General features: G+C 44.4%; 20 protein-coding genes. 1 reads left to right on the top strand and 19 read right to left on the bottom strand.

Translation table 11 applies throughout. The features are described from left to right. Nucleotides 1-32 precede the first annotated feature (32 nt). The 6 genes from serC to MHI32_RS08585 form a co-directional block, all read right to left on the bottom strand. A complete protein-coding gene (gene serC / locus MHI32_RS08610; RefSeq protein ID WP_076126439.1) occupies nt 33-1,121 on the bottom strand; it encodes a 3-phosphoserine/phosphohydroxythreonine transaminase in 1,089 nt (362 codons plus the stop codon). A gap of 106 nt (nt 1,122-1,227) precedes the next feature. Further along, the gene (locus MHI32_RS08605) at nt 1,228-2,115 is read right to left on the bottom strand and encodes a hypothetical protein (RefSeq protein ID WP_076305986.1); all 888 of its coding nucleotides are present in this window, start codon (nt 2,113-2,115) and stop codon (nt 1,228-1,230) included. Between the two features lie 111 nt (nt 2,116-2,226). Further along, the gene (locus tag MHI32_RS08600) at nt 2,227-4,965 is read right to left on the bottom strand and encodes a cellobiose phosphorylase (RefSeq protein WP_076279402.1); all 2,739 of its coding nucleotides are present in this window, start codon (nt 4,963-4,965) and stop codon (nt 2,227-2,229) included. A 29-nt stretch (nt 4,966-4,994) separates the two neighbouring features. Beyond that, complete coding sequence (locus MHI32_RS08595; protein WP_036684447.1) at nt 4,995-5,831, bottom strand: carbohydrate ABC transporter permease; 837 nt, start codon at nt 5,829-5,831, stop codon at nt 4,995-4,997. Then, nucleotides 5,831-6,724: a sugar ABC transporter permease gene (locus MHI32_RS08590; RefSeq protein WP_076126435.1), complete on the bottom strand. Its 894-nt coding sequence runs from the start codon at nt 6,722-6,724 to the stop codon at nt 5,831-5,833. Before MHI32_RS08590 ends, MHI32_RS08595 begins: the two co-directional genes overlap by 1 nt. Nucleotides 6,725-6,851: 127 nt before the next feature. Next, on the bottom strand, nt 6,852-8,222 hold the full coding sequence (locus MHI32_RS08585) for an extracellular solute-binding protein (protein ID WP_076126433.1): 1,371 nt from the start codon (nt 8,220-8,222) through the stop codon (nt 6,852-6,854). 376 nt (nt 8,223-8,598) lie between these two features. Between MHI32_RS08585 and MHI32_RS08580 the strand changes: the two genes are divergently transcribed. Further along, on the top strand, nt 8,599-9,633 hold the full coding sequence (locus MHI32_RS08580; protein ID WP_076101584.1) for a LacI family DNA-binding transcriptional regulator: 1,035 nt from the start codon (nt 8,599-8,601) through the stop codon (nt 9,631-9,633). 135 nt (nt 9,634-9,768) lie between these two features. Here MHI32_RS08580 and glnA read toward each other — a convergent pair whose 3' ends face one another. From glnA to MHI32_RS08515, 13 genes are all read right to left on the bottom strand, one after another. Beyond that, nucleotides 9,769-11,193, bottom strand: coding sequence for a type I glutamate--ammonia ligase (gene glnA / locus MHI32_RS08575; protein ID WP_036684454.1), 1,425 nt, complete (start codon nt 11,191-11,193; stop codon nt 9,769-9,771). Nucleotides 11,194-11,476: 283 nt separating this feature from the next. After that, nucleotides 11,477-12,523, bottom strand: a complete 1,047-nt coding sequence (gene aroF, locus MHI32_RS08570) for a 3-deoxy-7-phosphoheptulonate synthase (protein ID WP_036684456.1) — start codon at nt 12,521-12,523, stop codon at nt 11,477-11,479. A gap of 263 nt (nt 12,524-12,786) precedes the next feature. After that, nucleotides 12,787-13,743: a 4-hydroxy-3-methylbut-2-enyl diphosphate reductase gene (locus MHI32_RS08565; RefSeq protein WP_076126427.1), complete on the bottom strand. Its 957-nt coding sequence runs from the start codon at nt 13,741-13,743 to the stop codon at nt 12,787-12,789. A gap of 59 nt (nt 13,744-13,802) precedes the next feature. Next, nucleotides 13,803-15,269: a HAMP domain-containing sensor histidine kinase gene (locus MHI32_RS08560; protein WP_076126425.1), complete on the bottom strand. Its 1,467-nt coding sequence runs from the start codon at nt 15,267-15,269 to the stop codon at nt 13,803-13,805. 1 nt (nt 15,270) lies between these two features. Next, nucleotides 15,271-15,960: a response regulator transcription factor gene (locus MHI32_RS08555; RefSeq protein ID WP_076126423.1), complete on the bottom strand. Its 690-nt coding sequence runs from the start codon at nt 15,958-15,960 to the stop codon at nt 15,271-15,273. Nucleotides 15,961-16,065: 105 nt separating this feature from the next. After that, on the bottom strand, nt 16,066-17,739 hold the full coding sequence (locus MHI32_RS08550) for a trypsin-like peptidase domain-containing protein (RefSeq protein ID WP_076126421.1): 1,674 nt from the start codon (nt 17,737-17,739) through the stop codon (nt 16,066-16,068). A gap of 236 nt (nt 17,740-17,975) precedes the next feature. Next, complete coding sequence (locus MHI32_RS08545; protein ID WP_036684464.1) at nt 17,976-18,629, bottom strand: response regulator transcription factor; 654 nt, start codon at nt 18,627-18,629, stop codon at nt 17,976-17,978. A 3-nt stretch (nt 18,630-18,632) separates the two neighbouring features. Beyond that, complete coding sequence (locus tag MHI32_RS08540; protein ID WP_076126420.1) at nt 18,633-19,709, bottom strand: sensor histidine kinase; 1,077 nt, start codon at nt 19,707-19,709, stop codon at nt 18,633-18,635. Further along, nucleotides 19,710-20,786, bottom strand: coding sequence for a cell wall-active antibiotics response protein LiaF (liaF, locus tag MHI32_RS08535; protein WP_305953552.1), 1,077 nt, complete (start codon nt 20,784-20,786; stop codon nt 19,710-19,712). It abuts the gene before it with no gap. Between the two features lie 236 nt (nt 20,787-21,022). Next, complete coding sequence (locus MHI32_RS08530; protein ID WP_156113077.1) at nt 21,023-21,166, bottom strand: hypothetical protein; 144 nt, start codon at nt 21,164-21,166, stop codon at nt 21,023-21,025. 146 nt (nt 21,167-21,312) lie between these two features. Beyond that, complete coding sequence (locus MHI32_RS08525) at nt 21,313-22,161, bottom strand: 3D domain-containing protein (RefSeq protein WP_248547672.1); 849 nt, start codon at nt 22,159-22,161, stop codon at nt 21,313-21,315. A 136-nt stretch (nt 22,162-22,297) separates the two neighbouring features. Then, nucleotides 22,298-24,238, bottom strand: a complete 1,941-nt coding sequence (thrS, locus tag MHI32_RS08520; protein ID WP_076135889.1) for a threonine--tRNA ligase — start codon at nt 24,236-24,238, stop codon at nt 22,298-22,300. A gap of 506 nt (nt 24,239-24,744) precedes the next feature. Further along, nucleotides 24,745-24,915, bottom strand: coding sequence for a toxin-antitoxin system HicB family antitoxin (locus tag MHI32_RS08515; protein WP_036684471.1), 171 nt, complete (start codon nt 24,913-24,915; stop codon nt 24,745-24,747). Nucleotides 24,916-24,921 lie beyond the last annotated feature (6 nt).

The following is a 24,921-nucleotide window of genomic DNA, read 5'->3' as shown; positions in this document are numbered from 1 at the left end:
CCAAGAAGGCGGAAGGTTATAGATAGAATTCATTAACCTTGAGTTTGCCGGAAATGGTTCATGAAATCGGATAGTGCTTTTACACTTTCGTAAGGAACTGCATTGTAGATGGAAGCACGCAAGCCCCCAACACTGCGGTGACCCTTTAAGCCGACAAAACCTTCCAGTTCAGCAGCTTTGACAAACTGCTTTTCGAGTTCTTCTGATTGCATCCGGAAAGTAACGTTCATAATAGAGCGGCTGCCTTGTTCTGCAACACCACGGTAGAAACCGTCACTTCCATCGATGTGATCATATAACAGACCCGATTTTTCAAGGTTCTTGGAATGGATGCCAGCTAAGCCGCCTTGCTCCTCAATCCATTTTAATACTTCGTTCACCATATATACAGAGAAAGATGGAGGTGTATTGTAAAGAGAGTTATTCTTATAATGAGTGCTGTAACGCATGATAGTAGGAATGTTAGAAGGTGAATCTGCAAGCAATTCTTCTTTCGCGATAACTACAGTCACGCCTGAAGGTCCAAGGTTCTTTTGTGCTCCGGCATAGATCATTCCGAATTGGTTCACATCGATTGGACGGCAAAGTATATCACTGGACATATCCGCGATTAATGGAATCGAGCCTGCATCCGGAAATTCTGCATATTGCGTTCCTTCAATGGTCTCGTTGGAAGTAACATGAAGGTAAGCAGCATTCTCCGCAGCTTTGATCGAACTTAATTCAGGTATAGCCAAGAATTTCTTATCTTCGGAAGAAGCAGCAACATGAGCGCCTCCTACCAATTTGGCTTCTTTATAAGCTTTATCTGCCCAGCTACCTGTCATTACATAGCTACCTACTTGGCCTTCGGAAATCAAGTTCATAGGGATCATTGCAAACTGCGTGCTTGCTCCGCCTTGTAAGAACAATACCTTATAGCCCTTCGGATTGCCGAGGAGCGAAAGCAGACGTTCCTGCGCTTCATTATGCACGGATTCGTAAATGGCACCACGGTGCGACATCTCCATGATAGACATTCCACTTTCCCGGAAATCAACAAACTCCGCTTGTGCGCGTTCCAGTACCGTAAGCGGCAATGCTGCCGGTCCGGCATTAAAATTGTATGCTCTCTTATTCAAAACTGCTCCCCACCCTTTCTCTCCTATCAATATGGATATGGTTATGATAGCAATATTCTCCCGCACCAGCAAGTATAATTATTCACATAAAAGGTTAAGACGGTACTCATTCCGCAGTGAAAAACCGGTAAGATCGGCGCCAGCTCTTGCTTTGACGCGGTAAAAGACTAATGTTCACAAATACTTCAGGAGAGACTACATGACCTTCTCCCCACAGGGCCATACGTTCTATTGGAAAGTCCCCACTCTCTCGCACGCCTGCTCCACTAGGCTTATGAACCAACTCCCAGGTGAACTCATTTTCCTGACCTTCCCAACCGCTCAACTTGCAATAAAAGGGTTTATCCGGTTCCTTTGACCAAGTAAGGGTATTCCCGGATACCTCTAGCAATTCTTTCGTATAGGAGGATTCTGGTTCTACTACCTTGAGTTCCCTCGGAAGACGCAGTTCGAAATCCTGCCCAATATTCAACCCGTCGATTCCGATGAAGTTGTGAATATATTCCTCCGTATGGAAAGGCTTTTGCCCTTTGTTATGCAGTTCATATGCAATTATTAATTGATCCCCCTGTAAAGAAATCGTTTTGGTTAGCTGCACAGCATATCCGTTGCTTTCCATCGGGTGGATCGTATAGGTGACCGCATCATTCCCTGCTTCGATATCCTTACTAAAAGAGGTTAAGGGGAACTCCTCATTGAAACTGTATAATGGGGAATTTCCTTTTTGTAACAATCCGACTCCGATTTTTGGAAACCAGCCTCCGATTGGTGCTTCATCATATCCAATTGCCCGGGAAATGCCAAACTCATTACAAAGCCCCTTGCCCCCAGTTCCTTCGCCTGGCTTCAAGCTTTCCGGCACACAAAACGTATGTTTCCCCTCTTCTAATGTCACCTGTGTAATAAATCCTGTCCAGTCAAAACGTGTGCCCTTATACTCTCCGATATCAGCGATATCGACAGTTAATATGCCATTTGACAGTCTGTAACCCATACCTAACGCGCCCTTTCGTTCATTGTTACAATGAATAAATATTCATTATTGAAAAAAACGTCTGCAGCCGCTATGAATAACGGTGCAGACGTCTTAAAATATCGTATAAAGCTACGCCAATGTCACTTCAATCAAGTGGCATTTCTCTGTCTGCAGAGAGAGCAACTCTTCACGCGGAATAATCGCACTTCCTGAGCCGCGCTGCAGCGTCACCTCGCTGCCATTCAGGGTAACAGCGTGTATTTGGTACTCCCCGTAGTTTAAGCTTCCTGTGGCTTTATAGACCACTTCAAACTCGCGATCCGCGAAGATTGTCTTAATAGAGGCTTTTCCCTCAGAATCAAACTGCTCTTTAACAAGCTTCGGTTCCAACAAAAGATCGCCTAGCTTACCTTTTACACCAAATACTTCAGTAACCATAGTTAACAGCAGCCAGCTTGCTGATCCTGTTAAATACGTATACATCCCTCTGCCTTGCTCGTTAATATACTCAGGAATTCCTGGGTATATGCGGGCTTTTGCAAAGTCAGTACTTAAGCTATACAGAGATTCTAATACTTTATGTCCTTCTTTCACATATCCGCGTTTATACAACGCATTGCCATACATGATGGTCATGTGACTGAACATAGCACCGTTCTCTTTATGTCCAAAGGCAAAGCCAAAGGCGCGACCCAGATTCTGCTGGATGCCTCCAAAACGGGAATTAAGTCTGTACCCAATTTTGTCATCCAGTAGATTACGATCCACGGCGGCAATGATATGCGGAATTTGCTCTGGCGCAGCTGCATGACCCATCAGCGGGAATACTTGACCTGTAAGCGTCATTCGAACGCCTTCTGCGAATTCCCCTTCCACTTGTTCTCCATCATTATTATAATAACCGTTAAACCAGCCTCCACCTTGTTCACTTTCCACCCACTCATTGCGGCGCAAGTGATTAAAGATCCACTCTGCTTTTTGTTCCAGATCGTCCGCTACTGTCTCTATGTCGAGTGCTGCACGAATACCGCTAACTTTGTTCGGAGCGGCAGCATAATATTGATTAAGTCTTTCATGCTTGCCTGATACAGATTCATAATCCACTTGCTCACCAAGCGAATCTAGCAATAGTTTCATTTCTTCTGCCAATTCAACTGTCTCTTGCCCTTTAGAAGTCTTTAGCGTACGCAGCACACGAGAAATATCCAATAAGTTACTTGCGTAGAATGCTGTGAAAGCTACACTCTCACCCCGGTCTGCGCCCATATCAAGACCATCATTCCAGTCTGCACCCTCCAGCAGGATATTATTGTGCTCTCCAACATTAAAGAACGGAACCAGATTTTGCAGCAGGATATGTTCCAGAATCGTACCTTTATAAACCTCACCAGAAGTTGTTCTGAGATCACTTCCTAGCGAGGTATCCCATGAAGTATCACGTTCCTTACAGCGACTCATAAAGGTATCGCGGAAATACGTCTGTTCCTGCAATAAGAAATCAAGATCACCACTCTGATCCAGATATAACATAGTAGTTAAGAACGGCCAAGCCCCATGATCCATCCACACCCGCGGGATGTTGTTACGGTCGGCAATAAATTCACCAGGCTGTTGACCGATAATAGTGGCATTACTACCATCTATTCTTACCCCAGCGTAGTTGTTCAGCAGTAAGCTCCGTACTTCAGCCGGTTCCATAATAAGGAGTGCTAGACAATCCTGCCAAAGATCCCGCCAGCCACGTCCGCCTCTTCCATAATCATGATAAGGCAAGAAGGAGTTACCATAAAGTCTTCTCAGCACGGGTTGAATCGTAACCCATTTCATCCATTGGTCAGCATCTGAATCACCGGTATGAAATTCTACCATATTCACTTTATCTGCCCAGAAGGCCTTAGTCTCCTCAAGCAAATGATCAAAAGCTTCAGATGTACCATATTTGTTCATCAAAGCATCCACGTCAATTCTCTCATTATGGATTGCCATAACTACTATATAAGAATGGCTGTCACCAGGAGACAGAGTAAGCGTCTCGTAACGAAGACCCCCGATAGCCTCATATCCCTCTCTTTGTACGCCTCCGCCCTTGCCAATCTCCGGCGTGTTGTTCAGGATAACAGCTTCCGGCCAATCCAGGCTTCCACCTTCTCCAATGAACTCCTCCTGCACCGGAAAGAACCCCGCAGGTTGACTGCCGTCACCCTCTGCACCAAATACTCCATAAGAAGTGTGATTGATGCGGTGTCCCCGCTCATCAAAGGAGAGTGCAGGCTGAACCTCAACACCATAGGGTGAAGTATAAATCCGGTTAAGCAAGGAGGTTACATGTCTATGATCGCGCAGATCATCCGCCGAACGCGCGTAAATCGGAACTACCGCTGTCGGTGTCAGCGTAATAGCCTCTGCTGCTGTATTGGTCAACGTAACCTTCATTAATTCGACTTTATCATTACCACTTGGCACAAAGCTGGTGATTTCTGCTTTAACACCCATCTCTGCGTTACAACGCGTTACGCGTTGCCACAAGAAACCAGCCTCTAGTACTGCTTCATCAGTAGACGATGTATAAAAATCGGCATTTTGCTTAGCGGAGTTCCCCACTGCCGACCAAGCTCCCTTGCCGTCTACGTATACCCAGAAGTTGCGGGAAGCCCGCGAATTATGCAAATCTTCAACAGATAATGGCGGTGTTAAAAATGTATTATGACCTGTGGTAACCTGACCATGAAGTTTTGGAGTTACTGTCGACATCATTCCCCCTTCATTCACTAGAGGGAAATATAGAAAACTGCTGCGATCCGGTTGCTGAAGCCTGAATTCCCCATCATTTCCGGTGAATTCGAAGCCATGAATTTTATTACGATCCATTCTCTCCATCCTCTCATTTACACAACTACTTAAGCTTTAACCGCACCTGCCAATGCACCGTCAACGATATACTTTTGAATGAAGGTGTATAGGATGATAAGCGGTGCAGATACGATCATGATCCCGCACGCCAACATAGGCCAGTTGTTTCCGTATTGACCGCGGAATTCTTTAAGCCCAAAGGTGATTGGATAGTTTTCTGGACTCGGTAAATACATGACCGGCCCCACGAAGTCATTCCAGATACTAATTGCTGTTAGAATAACACCTGTAGCAATTACTGGTTTCATAAGTGGCATGATGATCTGGAACAAATAACGCATATATCCAGCGCCATCCATACCTGCTGCTTCATCCATCTCCCGGCTAATTCCTTTGATGTAACCTACAAACATCATGAACACGATACCCGTTCCGCCTGTTTTAAGGAGAATGTAACCCAGCTTCGTGTCATAACCTACAAATCCTAGCTCCTGTTTCATGGTAAGCATCAGCTTGAACTGTGCGACCATTGGATTCGGCAGGAACTGAGACATCAAGAAGAACAAATAAATAAATCCGCTCCACTTCACATAATTTCTCGCCACCGGGAAGGCCCCGAATAACGAAACAATTAGGGTCAGCACTGTTGCTACGGCTGTATACAGCAGACTGTTTAAGAAATAATTAGAGAAATTACCCTGTAGCCAAGCTTCTTTATAATTATCCCATTGAATACTTTTTACGAGACCGATAGGATCTAACAGATATTCTGTAAAGGACTTGAATGAAATATTGATTACAAATAACAACGGCATGATATACAAAACAAGCAACACTGCAATCAGAATATAAGAGAGAGTTTTGGCGGTTTTGGAATCCTTCATTAATATTCCACCTCTCTCTTACGCATTTGTTTCACTGCAAATACTACAAACACCAGAATCATAAGGAACTGAACCACGGAAAGCGCGGAAGGAAGTCCCATCTGTAGAGAACCACGGAACGTCTCTTTATAAACGTCATATGCCATCGTTCTTGTGTTAAAGCGACCGTCCGTAGTTGCGAGAATAATATCAAAGGTGGACATCGCACCGATAATAGACAAAATAATGTTAATCGTAAAGGATGGAGCGATAAGTGGGAATGTGATATTTTTAAAAGATTGCCACTTCGTAGTTCCGTCTATATATCCAGCCTCATACAAATCTTTCGGTACGGATTGTAGTCCCGCAAGGAAAATCAACATCGAATATCCCATATACATCCAAATTTGCGTAAATATAATATAACCGAACGCATGAGTGAAGCTTCCAAAGAACATATCTTTATAACCGAACAAAGAATCATACAGTTGGTTAACCGGACCACTCAGCGGATCGAACATCATGCCCCATACCAGTGCAACTACCGCCACACCAAGCACAACCGGTAAAAAGAATACCGCGCGATAGAAATAATCGCCTTTCAGCTTCTGATTGATAACTACGGCCATAAGCAGACCGACACCGTTCTGTACAATGGTTACAATGACCATGAAATAAATAGTACGTATAATGGAATCCCAACGCTCGCCTGAATTTCCTGAGTAAAATACATCATAATAATTGTCAAGGCCTACGAAACTCATCTTGCTTCCAGGAACGTTAGTGATATCTGTAAATGAATAGATGACCGTCATCATAGATGGGCCAAAATAGAAAATTACATACAATGATAATGGAATCATTAGCAGCAGAAGCGGTATATATCGTTTAAAACCTTTCCCGAACGGATACATTTCTCTCACCTACCCAATCCTAATTCAATAAAATGATCGGGGCCTGCACAAAACAGACCCCGAAGCTGTAAAACATGTTTGGTGTACAGTATGTTGTAGATTCTTTTTTATTTATTGGGATAGCTACTTATTTAGGTGCTGCTGCTTCCCATTCTTTTTGTTGTACGTCTGCAAGCTCTTTAGCGGTTTTAAACTCGCCGCCTGGTGCCAAATACTCAGTGTGAACGCCTTCAGCTGCAATGTGCTCACCAACGTTGTCACGGTTAATCATCATAATTTCATAAGCAAGTTCGAAATCTCCAGTCATGTATGGAGCAAGTTCTTTGTCAATAAAATCACTTTCAGTGGCAATATTGTCTTGTGTAGGCAAGAATCCTGCTGCTTTAACATATTCTGTGTAGTTTTCTGGTTCAGAGAAGAATTCCAGCCATTTCAAAGCACCTTCTTTGTTCGGGCCTTTTTCTGCTGCATACCAAGTTACATCGTATTTACCGACAAGAGAATTATTCTTAGCAGCATCTTCTGTAGCTGGGATTGGGAAGTAACCAAATTTCACATCTGGATTTGCTGCCGCGATCGTAGGAGCATCCCAAGTTCCGTCAGCAATCATAGCTGCTTTTCCTGTTGCGAAAAACGAAGGTGCTGTTGCATAGTCGATACCCAAGAAACCGTCGATGATGTAGTTATCTTGAAGCGTCTTCATTTTCTCCAATACTTCTACAGCCTCAGCATCGTTAAATGCCGAAGTTCCCTTCCAAACGCCCTCAATCCATTGTTGTTGGTTGCCGCCACCTAGAATCTTAGCTTGCAAACCGAACACTGGCAGTTTCAATGGCCATACGTCTTTACCAGCCACTACGATTGGAACAATACTCTTAGCTTTCAATGTATCTAGAACACTAATGAACTCTGTCCAAGTTGTAGGTACAGTCAGGCCGTTTTGTTCAAAAATTTCTTTATTATAGAAGAATCCTGACATAGCTACTTTACCGGTTGGGATTGCATACACTTTATCTTTATAAGTGCCGGCTTTAGCAATATCATTCGCATTGTAGTTTTTAACGAAAGCTTCGTTGCTCAGATCAGCAATCAGTCCGGAATCAATCCATTGTTGCCAGTCTGGCACTTTCGCACCTGGTGTCCAATCTTTCGGGGACAATCTCATACCGGATAGATCGGCAAGAACATCTACGTCACCAGCTGTAATTCTTGCTCTTTGTGCTTGTTTGAATTCATCATCCGGACCCGTGGTTGTGTACTCCACTTTGTATTCCGGATATTTTTCTTCAAACTTTTTATTAATTTCTGTAATGACCTTGTTAATATTCTCTTGTTTCCAGTGTAAGATCTTAATCACTTTCTTATCACCAGATGCAGGCTTGTTTGTTCCGCTGCCCGGAGTAGCCTCACCATTCGCGTTGTTATTGCTGTTTCCACATGCTGCTAATGAGAGCACTAGCGCTGAGCTCAACAATACCGCAGAAAGCTTCTTTACCATTTTGTTACCCCCCAGATAATTTGTTATGACCCTTTTAACGAAACCACATGTTAATTTCTGAAAATCACGAAACAGTAAGGACGATATCACAGAAAGCGGTTTCGGTGTTTTTATTATTACATCGTTATTTGTCTTTGTAAAGTCTTTTTTCTTTGTTCGTTTTTGAACGTTATTTGAACCGATTATTCAAAAAAACCTTTAAAACCAAGCATAATCCTAGTTTAAGAGTAAACATTCCATTGACTATAATCTTATTGAACTATAAAATAAGTAACGAAACTATTTCGTAAATCATAAATTCAAGTCATAAAAAATAGCCTTGAGTAGATTTTAAACATATATTACGGAACATTTTTCACTATAAGGGGGACTTAATTTGGCCTACAGCATCAAAGATATAGCGAAAATTGCTGGAGTTTCTGTTTCGACAGTATCCAAAATCATTAATAACTACAGTGATATTTCGGAAGATACCAAGACAAGGGTTCAACAAATTATAAAAGAAACTGGATATACCCCCTCCAATTCAGCTAAAACATTGGCTACGAAATCATCCAATCTAATCGGAGTGATTTTTGCCGGAATGCTGAATGTCGACTTTACCCACCCTTTTTTCATTGAGGTGCTAAATTCATTCAAAAAACAAATGGGACTACTAGGTTACGACCTTATCTTTTTTTCCAATGAAAAATTCCAAAGTGGCGATACTAACGATTATCTTGCCCGTTGCCAGCATTTTAATGTAGATGGGTGTGTGCTTCTATCCGGACAGGAGCTAGAAACCTCTATCAGCGAATTAGACAACAGTGCAATTCCGTGTATCGGCGTAGATTTAAAGCTGACCGGTGACAACTCTGGTTTTATCATGTCGGATAATTTCAAAATGTCCTCCAAAGTGGTGGAACACTTTTACTTACTGGGCTATCGAGAGCTTGGCTACATCGGCAGTTCCTCAGATTCAGACATCTCCAATATGCGCGAAAGTGGTTATCGCAAAGCTCTTGAAGATTTAGGACTGCCTATTAACGAGAATTGGTTCTTAAACGGAAGTAACTTCTTTGAGGCCAGCGGGTATGAGACGATGCGTAGAATGATTGAGAATGGAAATTTACCTAGAGCGATCTTCGCGGCGTCGGATCAGCTTGCTATAGGGGCGATGCGTGCCCTTAAAGAGGCTTCTATCGCCGTTCCTGAAACTGTCGCAATTATTGGCTGTGATGATATCGAGGCCTGCAATTATACAACCCCCCTACTGACTACCATCCGCCAAAATAAAGATAAGATCGGTCGCCTAGCAGCTCTAATGCTATATGATCTAATAAACAACCAATCAGGCACGAGTTCTTTCAGCGTGGAGCCAGAGCTTATCATTAGAGAGTCCTGCGGCGCTCCTGAACGGGGGCTAGTGTAGTCTTTCTTAGCATATAGTCATAGGGCACAGTAAAACCCATTACTTTTCCTGATTCATAAAAAAGAAGCTGCCCCAAGTAGAATTCACTACTTTTGAGACAGCTTCTTTTATTATAAAGATTATAATAGAGGAATCTTATAGATCGAAGTACAGGGCATATTCATGTGGATGAACACGAATTGCAACCTCTTGTGCTTCAGAACGTTTCAGAGCAATATAGTTATCGATGAAGTCCTTAGTAAATACGTCGCCTTCTGTTAGGAACTCGTAATCAGCTTCCAAAGAATCAAGCGCTTCGCTCAGGCTGCCTGGAACACTGCGGATTTTTTCTTTATCTGCATCAGACAATTCATAGATGTTCTTATCCAGAGGACCATAACCCAGTTCTTGCGGGTTAATCTTGTTCTTGATTCCGTCCAGACCTGCCATCAGCATTGCGGAGAATGCCAAGTAAGGGTTAGCTGTGGAATCCGGTGTGCGGAATTCGATACGACAGCCTTTTGGTGTCACAGCTGCTACCGGGATACGAACTGCTGCAGAACGATTTCCTTTGGAGTAAACCAAGTTAACCGGTGCTTCGTAGCCAGGAACCAGACGTTTAAAGGAGTTGGTGCTTGGGTTAGTCAAAGCGATCAATGCTGGTGCATGATACAAAATACCACCGATATAATGAAGAGCCATTTCGCTCAGGTTAGCATAAGCGCCTTTTTCGTAGAACAAAGGAGTGTCTCCGTCAAAGATGGATTGATGCACGTGCATTCCGCTACCGTTATCACCGAACAGTGGTTTTGGCATGAAGGTTGCTACCTTGCCATACTGACGTGCAGTGTTTTGTACAATATATTTATAAGTCATGAGATTATCAGCAGTTTTCTTCAAGGTATCAAAACGGAAGTTAATTTCCGCTTGACCTGCAGTGGCTACTTCATGGTGATGACGTTCAATGCGTAGTCCAACTTCAGCAAGCAGACGGCACATTTCACTGCGGATATCCTGTTGGGAGTCAACTGGTGCTACAGGAACATATCCACCTTTAACGCCAACTTTAAATGCCAAGTTGCCGCCCTCTTCTTTACGACCCGTATTCCAAGCCGCTTCTTCAGAATCTACGAAGAATGAGGATCTGTTCATGCCACTTTCGTAACGAACATCGTCAAAGATAAAGAATTCTGATTCAGGCGCGAAGAATGCAGATGTACCTACTCCGCTTTTTTGCAGGAATTCTTCTGCTTTCACAGCAATACCGCGAGGATCGCGCTCATAACGTTCGCCATCAGGAGTGAAAATGTCGCACATCACGTTCAGCGTTGGATGAGCTGTAAACGGATCTATGAATACACTATTCGGATCAGGCATCATAACCATGTCTGATTCTTCAATACCACGGAAACCTTTGATGGAAGAACCGTCGAATGCTACCCCATTTACAAAAGTTTCATCTTCCACTTCAGAAGCTGGCAGAGAGATGTGGTGGGCACGACCACCTAAATCTACGAATCGAAAATCTACCCACTCGATATTGTTCTCTTTAATTGTTTGCAACACTTTTTCAACCGACATGAATTTTTCCTCCCCCAAGTTCCGAACATTAGGCCGCTCACAGTATGCAAATGTTCTTGTTTTAATTTTTTTTGCTGTCGTAATTATAAATCTCATACCTAACATCGTCAATGCTTATGTCAGGTATTTCTTTCAGCAATGTAAGATATTCTAACGCTTTCGTGAAATCTGTTATTTTCGCATATTTTCATGTCACATTTATTTTATCCAACTCCAAAAAAACCCTCTTTTCCCACTAGGTCGCGGGTTAAGAGGGCTTCCGAGGAAGCTATTAGATTAAATTTTATAGGGCCGAAACCGTTTCTGGCGAAGTTGAAAACTTACGTCCAACAATTGGAGCCAGCTTTTCCAGATCCTTTAGCAGGTTATCAAACTGATCAGGAAATAACGATTGAACACCATCACCTGTCATGGAATTGTCCGGATCTGTGTGCATTTCAATAATTAGACCATTTGCGCCAGCAGCAACAGAAGCTTTGGCCATAGGCTCAACTAACTCACGACGACCGGTTCCGTGACTTGGGTCAGAGATTACTGGAAGATGGCTTAAGCTCTGTAGAACTGGAATAGCCGATAGATCCAGCGTATTACGAGTGTAGGTCTCAAATGTGCGAATACCGCGCTCACAGAGCATTACATCCTTATTACCGCCTGCCAAAATGTACTCCGCTGCATTGAGCAACTCATCGTAGGTCGCACTGAAGCCACGTTTTAGAAGAACAGGTCTGCCACAGGTCCCCAGCTTGCGCAGCAAATCAAAGTTTTGCATATTCCGTGTACCCACCTGCAGAATATCCGCATGTTCCGCACAGATATCAACATACTCTGGTGTCATAACCTCTGTAATGGTCAACAGCCCATGACGCTTTCCTGCTTCAGCCATCATAGTCAAACCTTCCACACCTACGCCTTGGAAGCTGTACGGTCCTGTACGGGGCTTAAACGCGCCTCCACGAAGTACCTGAGCACCAGACGCTTTAACAAGCCGGGCGATCTCATCAATCTGCTCTGGAGACTCAACGGCGCAAGGTCCGCCCATGATCACCAGGTTTTCTCCACCAATCTTCACACCCTTGATATCAATAATCGTATCCTCAGGATGGAAATCCCGGCTGGCCAGCTTGTAGGATTTGGAGATCTTCACGACGTTCTCTACACCCTTCATTTGCCGCAAATGCTCGGCGAGCTTAGGAGTGACGCCTCCCACTAAACCTATCACCGTGTGATCTGCTCCTCTGGAGAGATGCACCTGCAAACCTTCTTTTTCGATTACGGCAATTATATCTTTAACCTGTTCTTCCGGTGTTTGATTTGATGTAATGACGATCATATTTATAACTCCCTCTCTACATTTAAAATTTATAATAATTCCGTTAAATACTATCGCGCTACGACGCGTGTTCGCTTTTAAGCTTTTATGCTTTTAATCACTAAAGCAATTTTACCTCAAAAAACGATTATAGTCAATCTATATTCTAATTCCTATGTCGGAAGCGTTCTTTCGATAAAAAAGAGCACTTAACCTCGACTGACGAAGTTAAGCGCTCTTGTTGCAGCGTTCATAATATATAAGTTCGAGCCTAGCCCAATACATTAAGTAGTACTTGCACTCTTATTCTTAACCGGTGGCAGCAGCTTCGCCATATTCACTGTACGTTTGATCTCCCACGTCTCCGGATTAGCCGAATCATACTGATCTAAGTAGTTAATCACTTCTTTGGTGATAGGTGTAGGTGTGGACGCGCCAGAAGTGACCCCGACGATATTTACACCCTCTAGCCATTCTGTTTGGAGTTCAGACACATCAGAAATACGATGGGCAGGAACCCCAGCGATTTCTTCCGACACCTGTGCCAGACGATTGGAGTTGTTGCTTCGCGGATCACCGACAACAATCACCAGATCACATTGCCCCGCTTGTTCCGCCACAGCCTCTTGACGTACCTGGGTAGCCATACATATCTCATTATGCACTTCAGCACCTGGGAAGGTCTCTAGAAGCTTTTTCATGATGTGTTTAATATCCCACTGGCTCATAGTAGTCTGATTCGTAATGACAATACGTGAAGAAGAGATGGATAACGTAGCAATCTCATCTTCTTTTTCAATCAGATGCACATGCTCAGGGGCAATACCCACAGCACCCTCCGGTTCCGGATGGCCTTTTTTGCCGATATAAATGACCTCATAACCGTCATCTACTTTTTCCTGAATAAGATCATGGGTCTTCGTGACATCAGGACAGGTGGCGTCGACCGTAGTTAGCCCCTTGTCCCTAGCCATCTTGCGTACCTCAGGAGAAACCCCGTGTGCAGTGAATATGACGGTCCCACTATCCACTTTATCCAGAATATCCAGACGATTGTGTCCGTCCAAAGTAATAATGCCATCATCTTCGAACGAATTCGTGACATGACTGTTATGAACAATCATACCCAGTATATAAATCGGCCGGGGAAGATCGAGATTTTGCGCAGCCTGCCGTGCCATAACCATTGCATCGACAACTCCGTAACAATATCCCCGGGGAGAGATTTTAATGACTTCCATGAGTTCACCAGCTTTCTGCTTTCATTGACCTCTGTAATAGGACACTTCTAAATTATACCCTATTCCAGCGGCGGAGCAAAGAGAAGAGGCAACCAGATGACAAAAGTGGTCCCCTCACCTTGGCGTGTAACAACCTCCACAGATCCACCATGCTCGTCAATAATCCACTTAGCAATGGATAAGCCAAGCCCAATCCCTTCCGTAATTCCACGCGATTCATCTGCACGATAGAAACGGTCAAATATATATGGAACCTCATCTTTATCCATACCAATCCCTGTATCTGTGATCCGAATGCCAATCTGATTCTGATAGAAGAGGGTATCCAAACTCACGATGCCTGAAGGCGTGTACTTAAAGGCATTATCAATAAAAATAAAGAGCATTTGCTGTAGATAATCTTTATTCCCAACTATATATTTGCCATTTAAGACTGACATATCACCTGTAACCCACTCGGCTTGACGGGGCAGGAAAGAGGCGCGGCGCGCAATCTCATTCATCATCGGTTCCAGTGCCACGGGCTCTATATCAAAAGTACGTCCAGTATCCGCACGCGCGAGCGAGAGCATATCCGCTACCAAGCGGCTCATACGCTTAGACTCGTCTGCGATATCCTGCACCGATTCAAGCGATAGCTGGCGAATCTCAGCTTCACTCATCTTCCCTTCTCCGGGTTCCATCTCCCAAACCTTTTGCAGCAGATCAATATTTCCGCGGATCGTAGTGAGCGGTGTCCGAAGCTCGTGTGAAGCATCTGAAACGAAACGGCGCTGAGCCGCATACGAATCCTCCAGCTCTGTGTAGAACCCTTCCATACGCCCAAGCATACTGTTAACGGTCTCAATAAGTCTTCCTATCTCGTCTGGCGGCCCATCGTATTCAATCCGCGAGCTTAAATCATTCCCCGTCTGAATCCCATTCGCAGCTTCAATTACTTTGCCGATTGGACTCATGGATTTGCGCGCAAGGAACAAACCGAAGGTAAATGCCGCGATCAGGGTAGCAAAAGAACCTACGAGTAGTATATTTTTTAAACGCTCCAAGAGCTTGTCTTCCGAATTTGACGGTGTTGCCACCTGCAGAAGGGCCACAGGACTCTTATTCAAGTCATATATCGGTATCTGATAAACCATCAAATGATATCCGCCAAGCGTAGTCTGTTTGAACCCGTGAGCTTTATCAATATCTTCCAGTTTCGGAACATCGAATTGGATATCTAGATAATGCAAGTTCTCTGACTTTTGCAGGTTCTCATTATTATAGATATAGGTTTGCACCAGAATATTAGCTTCTTCCAGTTTGTTGCCGAAGAAGGGGTTTATGCTCACACTTTGCAATGAACCGTCATACGCCCAGTTAGGATTGAGGTTGGTTACAAGCTGCTCACCCTGTTTTTGTATACGATCCTTCAAGTCCCCATAAGTATTAAAATAAACAAAACCGTAAATTGCGGCTGATAAGGCCAGCAGCATAACGGCCAAAATCCCTGAATACCAAGCAGTCAGCCGCAATCTTATAGACATGTTAGTTGTCACCTCTTAGAATGTAACCGGCACCCCGGATCGTTTGAATGAGGCGTTTACCGCCATGCTCCTCCGTCTTTTGACGTAGCATAGCTATGTATACCTCAAGCACATTAGATTCACCGCTATAATCATAACCCCATATTTTATCCATGATCAGATCCCGTGAAAGCACACGTTTCGGATTTTGCATAAAAAGATGAAGCAGCTCAAATTCCTTTGCTGTTAGCTCCAGTCTTTTACCGGCGCGGGTAACCTCACGTGAATCCACATCCAGCGTAATATCTTCATAAGAAACCGCTTGCTCTCCACCTTCGTTTTGCTCACTCTTACGCCGAAGCAGCGCACGTACACGTGCAAGCAGTTCTTCCAGCGCGAAAGGTTTAACCAGATAATCGTCCGCACCCAGATCAAGCCCTTTTACACGGTGCTCAATTTCATCCTTCGCGGTAAGCATGAGAACAGGAACATTACTGCCCCCTTCCCGCAAGCGGCGACATACTTCAAAGCCATCCACCTGAGGCATCATTACATCCAAAATTACCACATCCGGATCACTGCTCAAGATTGCCCGTAATCCATCCGCTCCATTCACCGCTGTTTTCACATCGTAACCTTCAAAAGCTAAACCTCTACGCAGCATAGAAATAATCTTTTCGTCATCATCAATAATTAGAATATTCGGTCGCATCAAGCAGCCCCCATTGTTCAGTTCTTTTTATATATTGTAGCAGTTTACATCACAATTAGACAAAAACGGAAGGGTCGCCCCTTCCGTGTGACTTACCGTCCGGTATTATTGCTGCTGACTTTGTTGTGTAGTCGTTGTATCAAAATCATTTTTGTTACCGATGGTAACTGAGAGATCCATGGTTTTACCGTCGCGCACAACATTTAATGTTACTTTGTCACCAACTTTTAACGTTTGAATGAAAGTAATCAGATCTTGGTTGGTTGCATACTTCGTTCCATTCGCACCGGTAATGATATCGTAAGGGCGCAGGTCAGCGGTATACGCTGGGGATTTATAGATGATATCTGCAACCACAGAACCTTCTTTAATATCCGTACCCATTTGCTTAGCAACCTCATCTGTAATCGTCATAAGAGTTGCACCAATGAAAGGTACTGGCTCTTTCGGAATGGCTTGGTTGGCTTCCAGTTTATCTACGACTTCTTTAATCGTATTCACAGCGATTGCGAAACCAATACCTTGAGAATCCGTGCTGACGGCTACGTTCATCCCAATTACCTGCCCATTCATGTTGAGCAACGGCCCACCTGAGTTACCCGGGTTGATAGAAGCGTCGGTTTGCAGCAGGTTTTTGTAATTACGTGTTCCACTGCCATCTTCTTCGTTAATATCAATACTGCGTCCTTTTGCACTAAGAACACCGGAAGTTACAGTATGGTCGAAGCCTTGCGGGTTACCGATAGCAACCACTTCTGAACCTACCTTTATGCTATCCGAATCTCCCAGTGCTACTGTAGGGAAATCACTATCTCCTTCAATTTTAAGCACAGCCAAATCCAGATCTTTGCTAGAACCTAGCAGCTTCGCTTCATAAGGCTTGGTTACGCCATCCACGGTGACTTGGATTACATCGGCATTGTCAATTACGTGCTGGTTGGTCAAAATATAGCCGGATTTCTCATAAATGAAGCCTGTTCCAATTCCATAAGGGATAAGCTGTGATGAAGAATCCGATCCTGATTTGGAATCCTGTTCATTTTGGGAAGAACCATTTCCACTGTATTGATCCCCGAAGAAAAATTGTGAGAAGGGATCACTCAGATTCGGGCTGGATGAGCTTCCATTACGCGAATTAGATTTAACTAGTGTCTCAATCTTAACAACTGCTGGTCCCACCGCATCAACAACACCTGTCACATCACGAGATCCAGTCACCAAGGATGTAGTAGAAGTAGAAGGCGCAACACCTGCACTCTCGCCCGTTGTCTTCGCCGTTCCATTCGTTCCGGAGCTAGCAACCGTTGTAGCTGTATCTCCCGTAAACCAGTTACCTCTGTCTGCCATATACATTGAGCCCGAGAGAACGACCATACCGGCTAGGAATGATACCAGCACTGTTTTTAACGAGCTTTTTGGTTTTTTATTATATTGCCAGCCGCCGCCACCTTCAGAACCGCCACCGCCATTTCCTCCGCGGCCACCACCATTGCCATCATAGCCAGTGGTGCGAAGCGATGTGTTATAAGGTAATGGCTTTACAGGCTGTGGAGGTGTAACCTCGACACGTTCTGGCTCCATCCGATTGTAGTGTTGTGCGCCGCCGTCAGCGTTATTCTCATCTTTGTTCAAAGATTTAAAAGGTCCGTAAGAATAGTAGTATGATGATGATCCTGCTTCAGATGAATTATTATTATTGCTGCTATTGTTATTATTGTCCCATTCCCGATCTGGTGCTGGTCCATTGTCGCGATTGAAGTTGTTTTTGTTATCGTCCATGTTTATCTTTCCTCCTGCTTCCTGTCGCCGTGACAAGGATTAATTTGTTTTCATGTTCTTATTTTGTACTTTAAACCTTAAGGTCACATTAAAAACAATTTAAGCGCAGATAAAAGATATAGGCAAATGGGAGGAGATTAGGCAGGAAAGTAAAAAAAGAAGCTCGGGCGCGAAAAACATCGCGGCCCGAGCTTCTAAAACCATTTCAAATAATAATGCACCTTAGTCTACAAGTCCTACCCCTGAGCCCAGCCCTTCCGATGAGCGTAAATAGCCAACTGGGTACGGTCATCAAGCTCGCATTTCATCAAAAGATTGCTGACATGCGTCTTCACTGTCTTGATGCTGATATGCAGCTCCTCACCGATATCCTTATTGGTCTTGCCCTCAGCTATAAGCAGCAGGACTTCCTTCTCACGCTCTGTTAAACCGGAGGAATCACCTTGCACGGTGCGCTGGCGAATACCACGGGTCAGCGCCTGTGACACATCACCCGTCATGACTGGCATGCCGCGGTAAGCCCCTTGCAATGCGTAGATTAACTCTTCTGCCGACACTGTTTTGAGCACGTAGCTGACTGCACCAGCCTCTATAGCATCTACAACAAGATCATCCTCCAGGAAGCTGGTGAGGATCACGATTTTGAGGCCAGGAAATTCAGCCAGCACTGCTCTTGTGGTCTCGGCACCATTCATCACTGGCATCATCAAATCCATCAGCACGAGGTCAGGCAGACCTTCATGTCCACCAGCACGCAGCATCTCCAGCGCCTCTTGTCCATTCGCCGCCTCACCGATGACCTCGAATGTAGGCTCCAGCATTAGATAAGTTTTGAGGCCCATCCGTACCATATCATGATCATCTACGAGCAACACTTTTATGACACTCATGCTCTACTCCTCCTCGTCCTGTGTATCTGTTCCTAACGATCTATTCTGCTCTAATTCTGGGTTCCCTTGAACAAACTTAGGAATATGTACACGGATCGTCGTTCCCGCACCCTTGCGGCTAATAATCTCCACTTGCCCACCCAGTTTCTCCGCCCGTTCGCGCATGGTGGTGAGACCGTAGGAGCCTTGTTTTTGCTGCACATGTTCAAAACCTTGACCGTCATCACTAATACTCAGCACAACTTGTCTTGATCCTTCACGCAGCGATAGACTCACCAGTCTAGCCCCGGCATGCTTCACGATATTCGCCATCGCCTCTTGAATAATTAGGAACAGCTGATGTTCGATTGCTTCCGATAACTCGCCCTGAAGTTCGAGCTCCTTCATTCCTTTTAAGCCATTCTGGCGGCAATAATCGGGAAACCATTTTTCCAGCGCCTCGAACAGATTTCGACCTTCCAGCTCCACCGGACGCAGTTGTGCAATTAATGCTCTCATTTGTTTTTGTGCCATCTGAGACATTGTAATCAACTGGTCCATGACCATTTGACCTTGAGCTTCATTGACCTTCAGCACTTTAGGCAGCGAAGAAGCCGACATATGGATGGCAAAAAGCTGTTGGCTCACCGTATCATGCAGATCCCGGGCCATACGCCTTCTTTCCTCCAACACCGCACTCTCCGCTGCCTGTTCCTTCTCAATAACCTCTTGTTCACCCAATCGCTGTAGAAGCTGCATCTTATTCTCGACCGTATCCATCATGACATTAAACTCGTGATACACTCGGGCAAAAGACTGATCGTCACTTTCTGGCATCCGTACGGACAGATTTCCTTTGGCGACCTGCAGCATATTCAGATCCAGATGATCAATCCGGCGCTGAATCCGCTGGCCTGCCATATAGCCGATAACTACAGTGAACAACACAATCCCGAGACATAAGTACAGCCACATCCGATAATCCTTCACTTCGATATAACCAAGGCAAGTGCCTGCATACATCAATCCTGCACTTACCGCTCCAGTGAGCAAAAAGTAAAACAACAGCAACCATTTGGTATTACTGAAGATTGTCCCCATCTAACCCACCGTTTTAACTTTAATGTCACCTATAAATGCACTTACATTTATACGGACTTTTTTGCCTGCTTCTTTATAATAAGGAGTCTTGCACTGTACACTGCTCATAAACCCACTGCGAGACTGATCCAGAACTTCCATATCCCCGATAAAAGAACTGCTGTTCACCGAGATGCCAAGATCCATATCATTCGGAATGTATACTTTAATGTCGCCTATAAAAGCGGAAATATTAATCCTCGTTTCGCCATAAGCAATCTGTGCATTCGTCAGATCCAGTACGGTATCGCCGATAAACTGCGAGATATTCGTGTTCTTCAGTTGGAAATGCTCGCGCCCCATGTGGACATCTCCGATAAAAGCAGAGCGATTGGTCGATTCCTTTTGATTATTTGATTCATGGAATTCCTCATGCCATTTACCATGTCTATGAGCATGACGCTCATGACGTTCCTGACGTCTGCGCTCGTGTCGTTCCTGCTTCTCTTGCCAACGTGCTTCAGCGCTGGACTTATAAGATCCTGTTTCGTCCTCATCGTCTTCTTCATCTTTTTGAAGATAGTCCTTCCAGTCGCGTTGACCAGAAGCCTTGCCGAATTTTTGCTCAAATTGTTCATCAAGTGTGGAATCCAGTGGTTTGGGCGGCTCCACATCTAGTGAGCTTTTTCCTGAAGGAAAGTGATCTGGTGGTGACGGTGGAGCTGGTGGCACAGGTGGTACTGAACCGCGTGGTTTAAAAATCACATAAAGTCCGCCGCCAATCAACATAACTGGAATGAACATTTTGAAAAAATCCCCGGCCGAAATATCGAACCAATCTAAATTCCGTCCAAGGAAAAACACTCCGATCGCCAGAAAGAAAAAGCCGCCGATAGGTGAAGAACCTTTGGATTGTCCATCCCCTGTACCTAAAAGCCGGTTCATTCCCATTAGGATCAAAATTACCGGCCAATAATTCGAAATCAGGTAACCTAAGCTGAAATCAGTGTAACCTAATTGTCTCAGTAGAAACATAGCTCCAATCCCTATCAGGATCAGGCCGCCTAAAACCTGGCTGGTGAACCTTCTTTTCATCATTCATTTCCCCTTTAAAGTAGTGGAACGCTCTCTTCTTCAATCTTATAGCCTTAGTCTACAGGAATGAAGTACTGAGAAACAGCGGCGAGAGAAGGAACTTCCCCTCAGTCTCTAGACTGAGATGAATGGGATAAAATTCTATTTACTTCATTATATATGAAAAAAGACTGTCCCTCAGTAATTAACTGAATTGGACAGTCTCTTTTTTTCAGCAGTCTTCTGCTTCAGTCAGCGCATTATTGTTGCGGTTTCTGAGCTGGTTTAGAAGTATTTCCACTTTGCTTAGTAGCGCCGTCATTCTCAACAGCAAACTCAGCATTGTATTTTTCATTTGGTGTTTTGTAATTTTCTTGTACTTTAGATTTCTTGTTATTGGCCACGGAATTCACCTCCTTTTCTCTTATGCAGCATAGAATATGCTTACTAAGAGAACATCTCGGAAGAGGCAATTGCTTTGCCCCAGTCCGTATTATGGCAAGGTGATGTCACTATTATGCATGACCAAGTGAAAATAAGTTCAATCCCTTTAAATGGATTCTTCGAGCATGGATTGCGGTACTGCTTTGTAAGTCTCAATCGCTTGGCTCAGCTTCTTCAGCATGACTTCCGTACAAGTCCCGTTACCACGCTTAATGAGTTGAACTACAACTGATTTTTTGCCCCATTCCTTATACACCTGTTTCGTAGTAGCAAAATACAGATCAATCTTCCGCCCTTTAATAGCCGAGCCTGTATCAGCAACTATGGCATATCCATAGCCCGGTATATAAAGAATACTCCCCAGCGGCAAAACCTTAGGGTCAGCAGCAATGGTTGAGACTGTATTTTTGTCTCTGCGCACTTTTACCCCTGAATAGGTAATTCCATATTCGGGATGTTTAGATGTTTTACCTGTAGATTCATAACCCGCAGTATATCCAGTCGCCATCACTTTCATTGAAGTAATGATCTGGTCTTCCGCAGGTGCGGCTACAGGAATAGAATTTGGTAACTGTTTGGAAGATCCGCTGCCACCGTTTGTTTTAGTGGTTGGAGCTTTGGTGCTCTGCGGTGCCTTCGTCGCTGCTGGTTTATTTTTTGTTGTTGCAGGTAATACAGGTGCGACGGAATGCGCCTCGTTTGACATAAGTGTGGCACGGCCAGTCGTAAGAATGACCTTATCATCTGTAGTTCTCATAAACACAGAATTAGCCTTGGTATATTGCAACTCGTTCGATAGCGTTTTGTTAATACCCGTGTGCTGTAAAGTGTCTCCTGTCCCAATGGCCCCTACTGCCTGTTGCTTAGATTCTGGAATGATTCCAGCAGCGGTCAATAGCAAAACGATGGTGACAAAAAGACACCAAAACCTCTGAAATATGCCCATTTTGTTCATGTGAAAAACCTCCCCCTTATTAGCGAAGGTTTCCCGATTCACAAAATTTTATACATGAAGATCAGAAGTTGATCCTCATTGGCATATAACAGAGGTCTTATTTAGACGTAATTTTGGTGTTGTTAATTACAAGAAACTAGGAGATCACACGATCAGCAATTTCCTGAGACAAGAGCTCAATCACTTCTTGAAGCGGCTTAGCTCCAATGTCGCCTTCCCCGCGTTTACGGATGGAAACCGTCTGAGCGTTCATCTCATTCTCGCCAACTACGAACATGTATGGCAGTTTCTCAAGCTGTGCTTCGCGAATCTTATAACCCAGCTTCTCATTGCGGAGATCTGCTTCAGCAGAGATACCACGGCGACGCAGCTTGTCTGTAACTTCCTTGGCATAATCGTCGAACGCTGTCGATACAGGAATTACTTTAACCTGCTGTGGAGATAACCAAAGCGGCAGCGAGCCCGCAAAGTTCTCTAACAGGAAGGCAACGAAACGTTCCATTGTACCCAAGATTCCGCGGTGTAAAACGACTGGACGGTGTTTTTGACCATCATCGCCGATATATTCCAGTTCAAAACGTTCAGGCAGCAAGAAGTCGATTTGTACAGTAGACAGAGTCTCTTCTTTACCTAATACAGTCTTAATTTGCACATCAAGTTTAGGACCATAGAATGCAGCTTCGCCTTCTGCTTCGTAGAACGGCAGTCCAGCTTCCTCTACAACCTCACGCAACATCCGCTGTGCAGTTTCCCACATTTCGTCATTCGCATAATATTTCTCAGTATCCTTAGGATCACGATAGGACAACCGGAAACGGTAGTCATTAATACCAAAGTCACTGTATACCTGTTTAATCAATTCGATTACACGAATGAACTCGCCTTTAATTTGGTCTAGACGGCAGAAAATATGGGAGTCATTAAGAGTCATTGAGCGCACACGGTGTAAGCCAGTCAATGCGCCTGACATTTCATAACGGTGCTGGATACCAAGCTCAGCAATACGGATCGGCAGATCACGGTAGCTGTGCATCGAGCTCTTATAAATCATCATGTGATGCGGGCAGTTCATTGGACGAAGAACAAATTCTTCATTGTCGATAGTCATCTTAGGGAACATGTCCTCTTGATAGTGCTCCCAGTGTCCTGAAGTTTTGTACAGTTCAACATTACCCAGAACTGGTGTGTATACATGCTGATAGCCAAGACTTGCTTCCAGATCTACGATATAACGCTCCAGAATACTGCGCAATTTGGCACCCTTAGGCAACCAGATTGGCAAGCCTTGTCCTACCAATTGATTAAATGTAAAGATTTCAAGCTCTTTACCGAGCTTCCGGTGATCGCGTTTCTTCGCTTCTTCAAGCAGACGAAGATGCTCATCAAGCTGAGCTTTTTTAATCCAAGCTGTGCCGTATACGCGTTGAAGCATCTTATTCTTGCTGTCGCCGCGCCAGTAAGCACCGGCTACATTCATCAATTTAAAGACTTTGATCTTAGCAGTCGACGGCACATGGGGTCCACGGCATAGGTCGAAGAATTCTCCTTGTTCATAGATAGAAATTACGCTATCTTCAGGCAATGCCTCGATCAATTCCAGCTTGTAAGGATCACCTAGCTCACCGAAAATTTCAAGGGCTTCCTTGCGGCTAACTTCTTTGCGCACGATCGGCAGGTTCTCCGAAATTATGCGGTCCATTTCCTTTTCGATTTTGAGCAAATCTTCAGGATTTAGAGGATGTTCCAGATCCATATCGTAGTAGAAGCCATCTTCAATGACCGGACCTACACCAAGCTTAACTTCTTTTGTTCCGAACAAACGTCTAACCGCTTGAGCCATCAAGTGAGCTGTACTGTGGCGCATAACCTCCAGACCTTCAGGTGAATCCAAAGTTACGATCTCTACCAGTGCGCCCTCTTCAAGGGGAGTAGATAAATCTACAACGATACCGTTCAATTTCCCCGCTGCTGCATTTTTGCGCAGGCCACTGCTAATAGAAGCTGCTACATCATCAATACTGCTACCCTCTGCGTATTCACGGACAGAACCGTCCGGAAGCTTAATACTTACTGACATTGCTAATTCCTCCTTCATATAATTAAGCCTAACGGCCCTTTAACCTTTGCGGAACAATAACATCCACGCACACAAAAAAACGCCCGTCCCGCAAAGGGACGAGCGATTACACCCGTGGTTCCACCCAAATTCGATTCTCTCTAGCCTCCCTTGAAAACTCAAGCGGAGCAAAGATAGAATCCTTCGTAAGCATGGAGTAACGACCATGAACCGGCAGCTCTTACTATCCCATTACAGGGAATTCAAAACCGCAGCTACAAAGGGGTAAATCGAAAGCAGGATGCCGGAGGAAATTTCAGCCTAAGTTTCCTCTCTCTGAACGGTCCAGAACAATCAACTCATATCTTCGTCAATGCTGTTAACGTGAATTATGGAGTAATTATAAATCTGTCCTCTCTGACAGTCAAGTCAGAAAAGGGTCCAAAATGATAGAAACACAGTCAGAAGACACACATAAGGACTGTTCTTGCAGCCAATACATGGATGCTGAAACAGCCCTTCTATGGTTATTCCTCTCGCCGTTTTTTTTCAGGTAAGCGGCCTGCACGTTTCAAAGACTCACGCAACAAGTATTCGATATGTCCGTTTACGCTGCGAAATTCCTCTCCCGCCCATCGTTCCAGCGCCTCATGTAAATCCGGATCAATCCGCAGTGGAAAGCTTTTCTTGGCCGCCATGATGCA

The organism is Paenibacillus sp. FSL H7-0690 (assembly GCF_037980415.1).
GTDB classification, from domain to species: Bacteria; Bacillota; Bacilli; order Paenibacillales; family Paenibacillaceae; genus Paenibacillus_AQ; species Paenibacillus_AQ odorifer.
The sequence above is the reverse complement of the archived record's forward strand: the minus strand, read 5'-3'. Positions and strand labels throughout refer to the sequence as shown.

What these genes read in the sequence shown, in the direction of transcription:
- MHI32_RS08605 (WP_076305986.1), bottom strand. Translation starts at nt 2,115, where the DNA reads ATGGGTTACAGACTGTCAAATGGCATATTAACTGTCGATATCGCTGAT.
- MHI32_RS08600 (WP_076279402.1), bottom strand. Translation starts at nt 4,965, where the DNA reads ATGGATCGTAATAAAATTCATGGCTTCGAATTCACCGGAAATGATGGG.
- MHI32_RS08595 (WP_036684447.1), bottom strand. Translation starts at nt 5,831, where the DNA reads ATGAAGGATTCCAAAACCGCCAAAACTCTCTCTTATATTCTGATTGCA.
- MHI32_RS08590 (WP_076126435.1), bottom strand. Translation starts at nt 6,724, where the DNA reads ATGTATCCGTTCGGGAAAGGTTTTAAACGATATATACCGCTTCTGCTG.
- MHI32_RS08585 (WP_076126433.1), bottom strand. Translation starts at nt 8,222, where the DNA reads ATGGTAAAGAAGCTTTCTGCGGTATTGTTGAGCTCAGCGCTAGTGCTC.
- glnA (WP_036684454.1), bottom strand. Translation starts at nt 11,193, where the DNA reads ATGTCGGTTGAAAAAGTGTTGCAAACAATTAAAGAGAACAATATCGAG.
- aroF (WP_036684456.1), bottom strand. Translation starts at nt 12,523, where the DNA reads ATGATCGTCATTACATCAAATCAAACACCGGAAGAACAGGTTAAAGAT.
- MHI32_RS08565 (WP_076126427.1), bottom strand. Translation starts at nt 13,743, where the DNA reads ATGGAAGTCATTAAAATCTCTCCCCGGGGATATTGTTACGGAGTTGTC.
- MHI32_RS08560 (WP_076126425.1), bottom strand. Translation starts at nt 15,269, where the DNA reads ATGTCTATAAGATTGCGGCTGACTGCTTGGTATTCAGGGATTTTGGCC.
- MHI32_RS08555 (WP_076126423.1), bottom strand. Translation starts at nt 15,960, where the DNA reads ATGCGACCGAATATTCTAATTATTGATGATGACGAAAAGATTATTTCT.
- MHI32_RS08550 (WP_076126421.1), bottom strand. Translation starts at nt 17,739, where the DNA reads ATGGACGATAACAAAAACAACTTCAATCGCGACAATGGACCAGCACCA.
- MHI32_RS08545 (WP_036684464.1), bottom strand. Translation starts at nt 18,629, where the DNA reads ATGAGTGTCATAAAAGTGTTGCTCGTAGATGATCATGATATGGTACGG.
- MHI32_RS08540 (WP_076126420.1), bottom strand. Translation starts at nt 19,709, where the DNA reads ATGGGGACAATCTTCAGTAATACCAAATGGTTGCTGTTGTTTTACTTT.
- liaF (WP_305953552.1), bottom strand. Translation starts at nt 20,786, where the DNA reads ATGATGAAAAGAAGGTTCACCAGCCAGGTTTTAGGCGGCCTGATCCTG.
- MHI32_RS08525 (WP_248547672.1), bottom strand. Translation starts at nt 22,161, where the DNA reads ATGAACAAAATGGGCATATTTCAGAGGTTTTGGTGTCTTTTTGTCACC.
- thrS (WP_076135889.1), bottom strand. Translation starts at nt 24,238, where the DNA reads ATGTCAGTAAGTATTAAGCTTCCGGACGGTTCTGTCCGTGAATACGCA.
- MHI32_RS08515 (WP_036684471.1), bottom strand. Translation starts at nt 24,915, where the DNA reads ATGGCGGCCAAGAAAAGCTTTCCACTGCGGATTGATCCGGATTTACAT.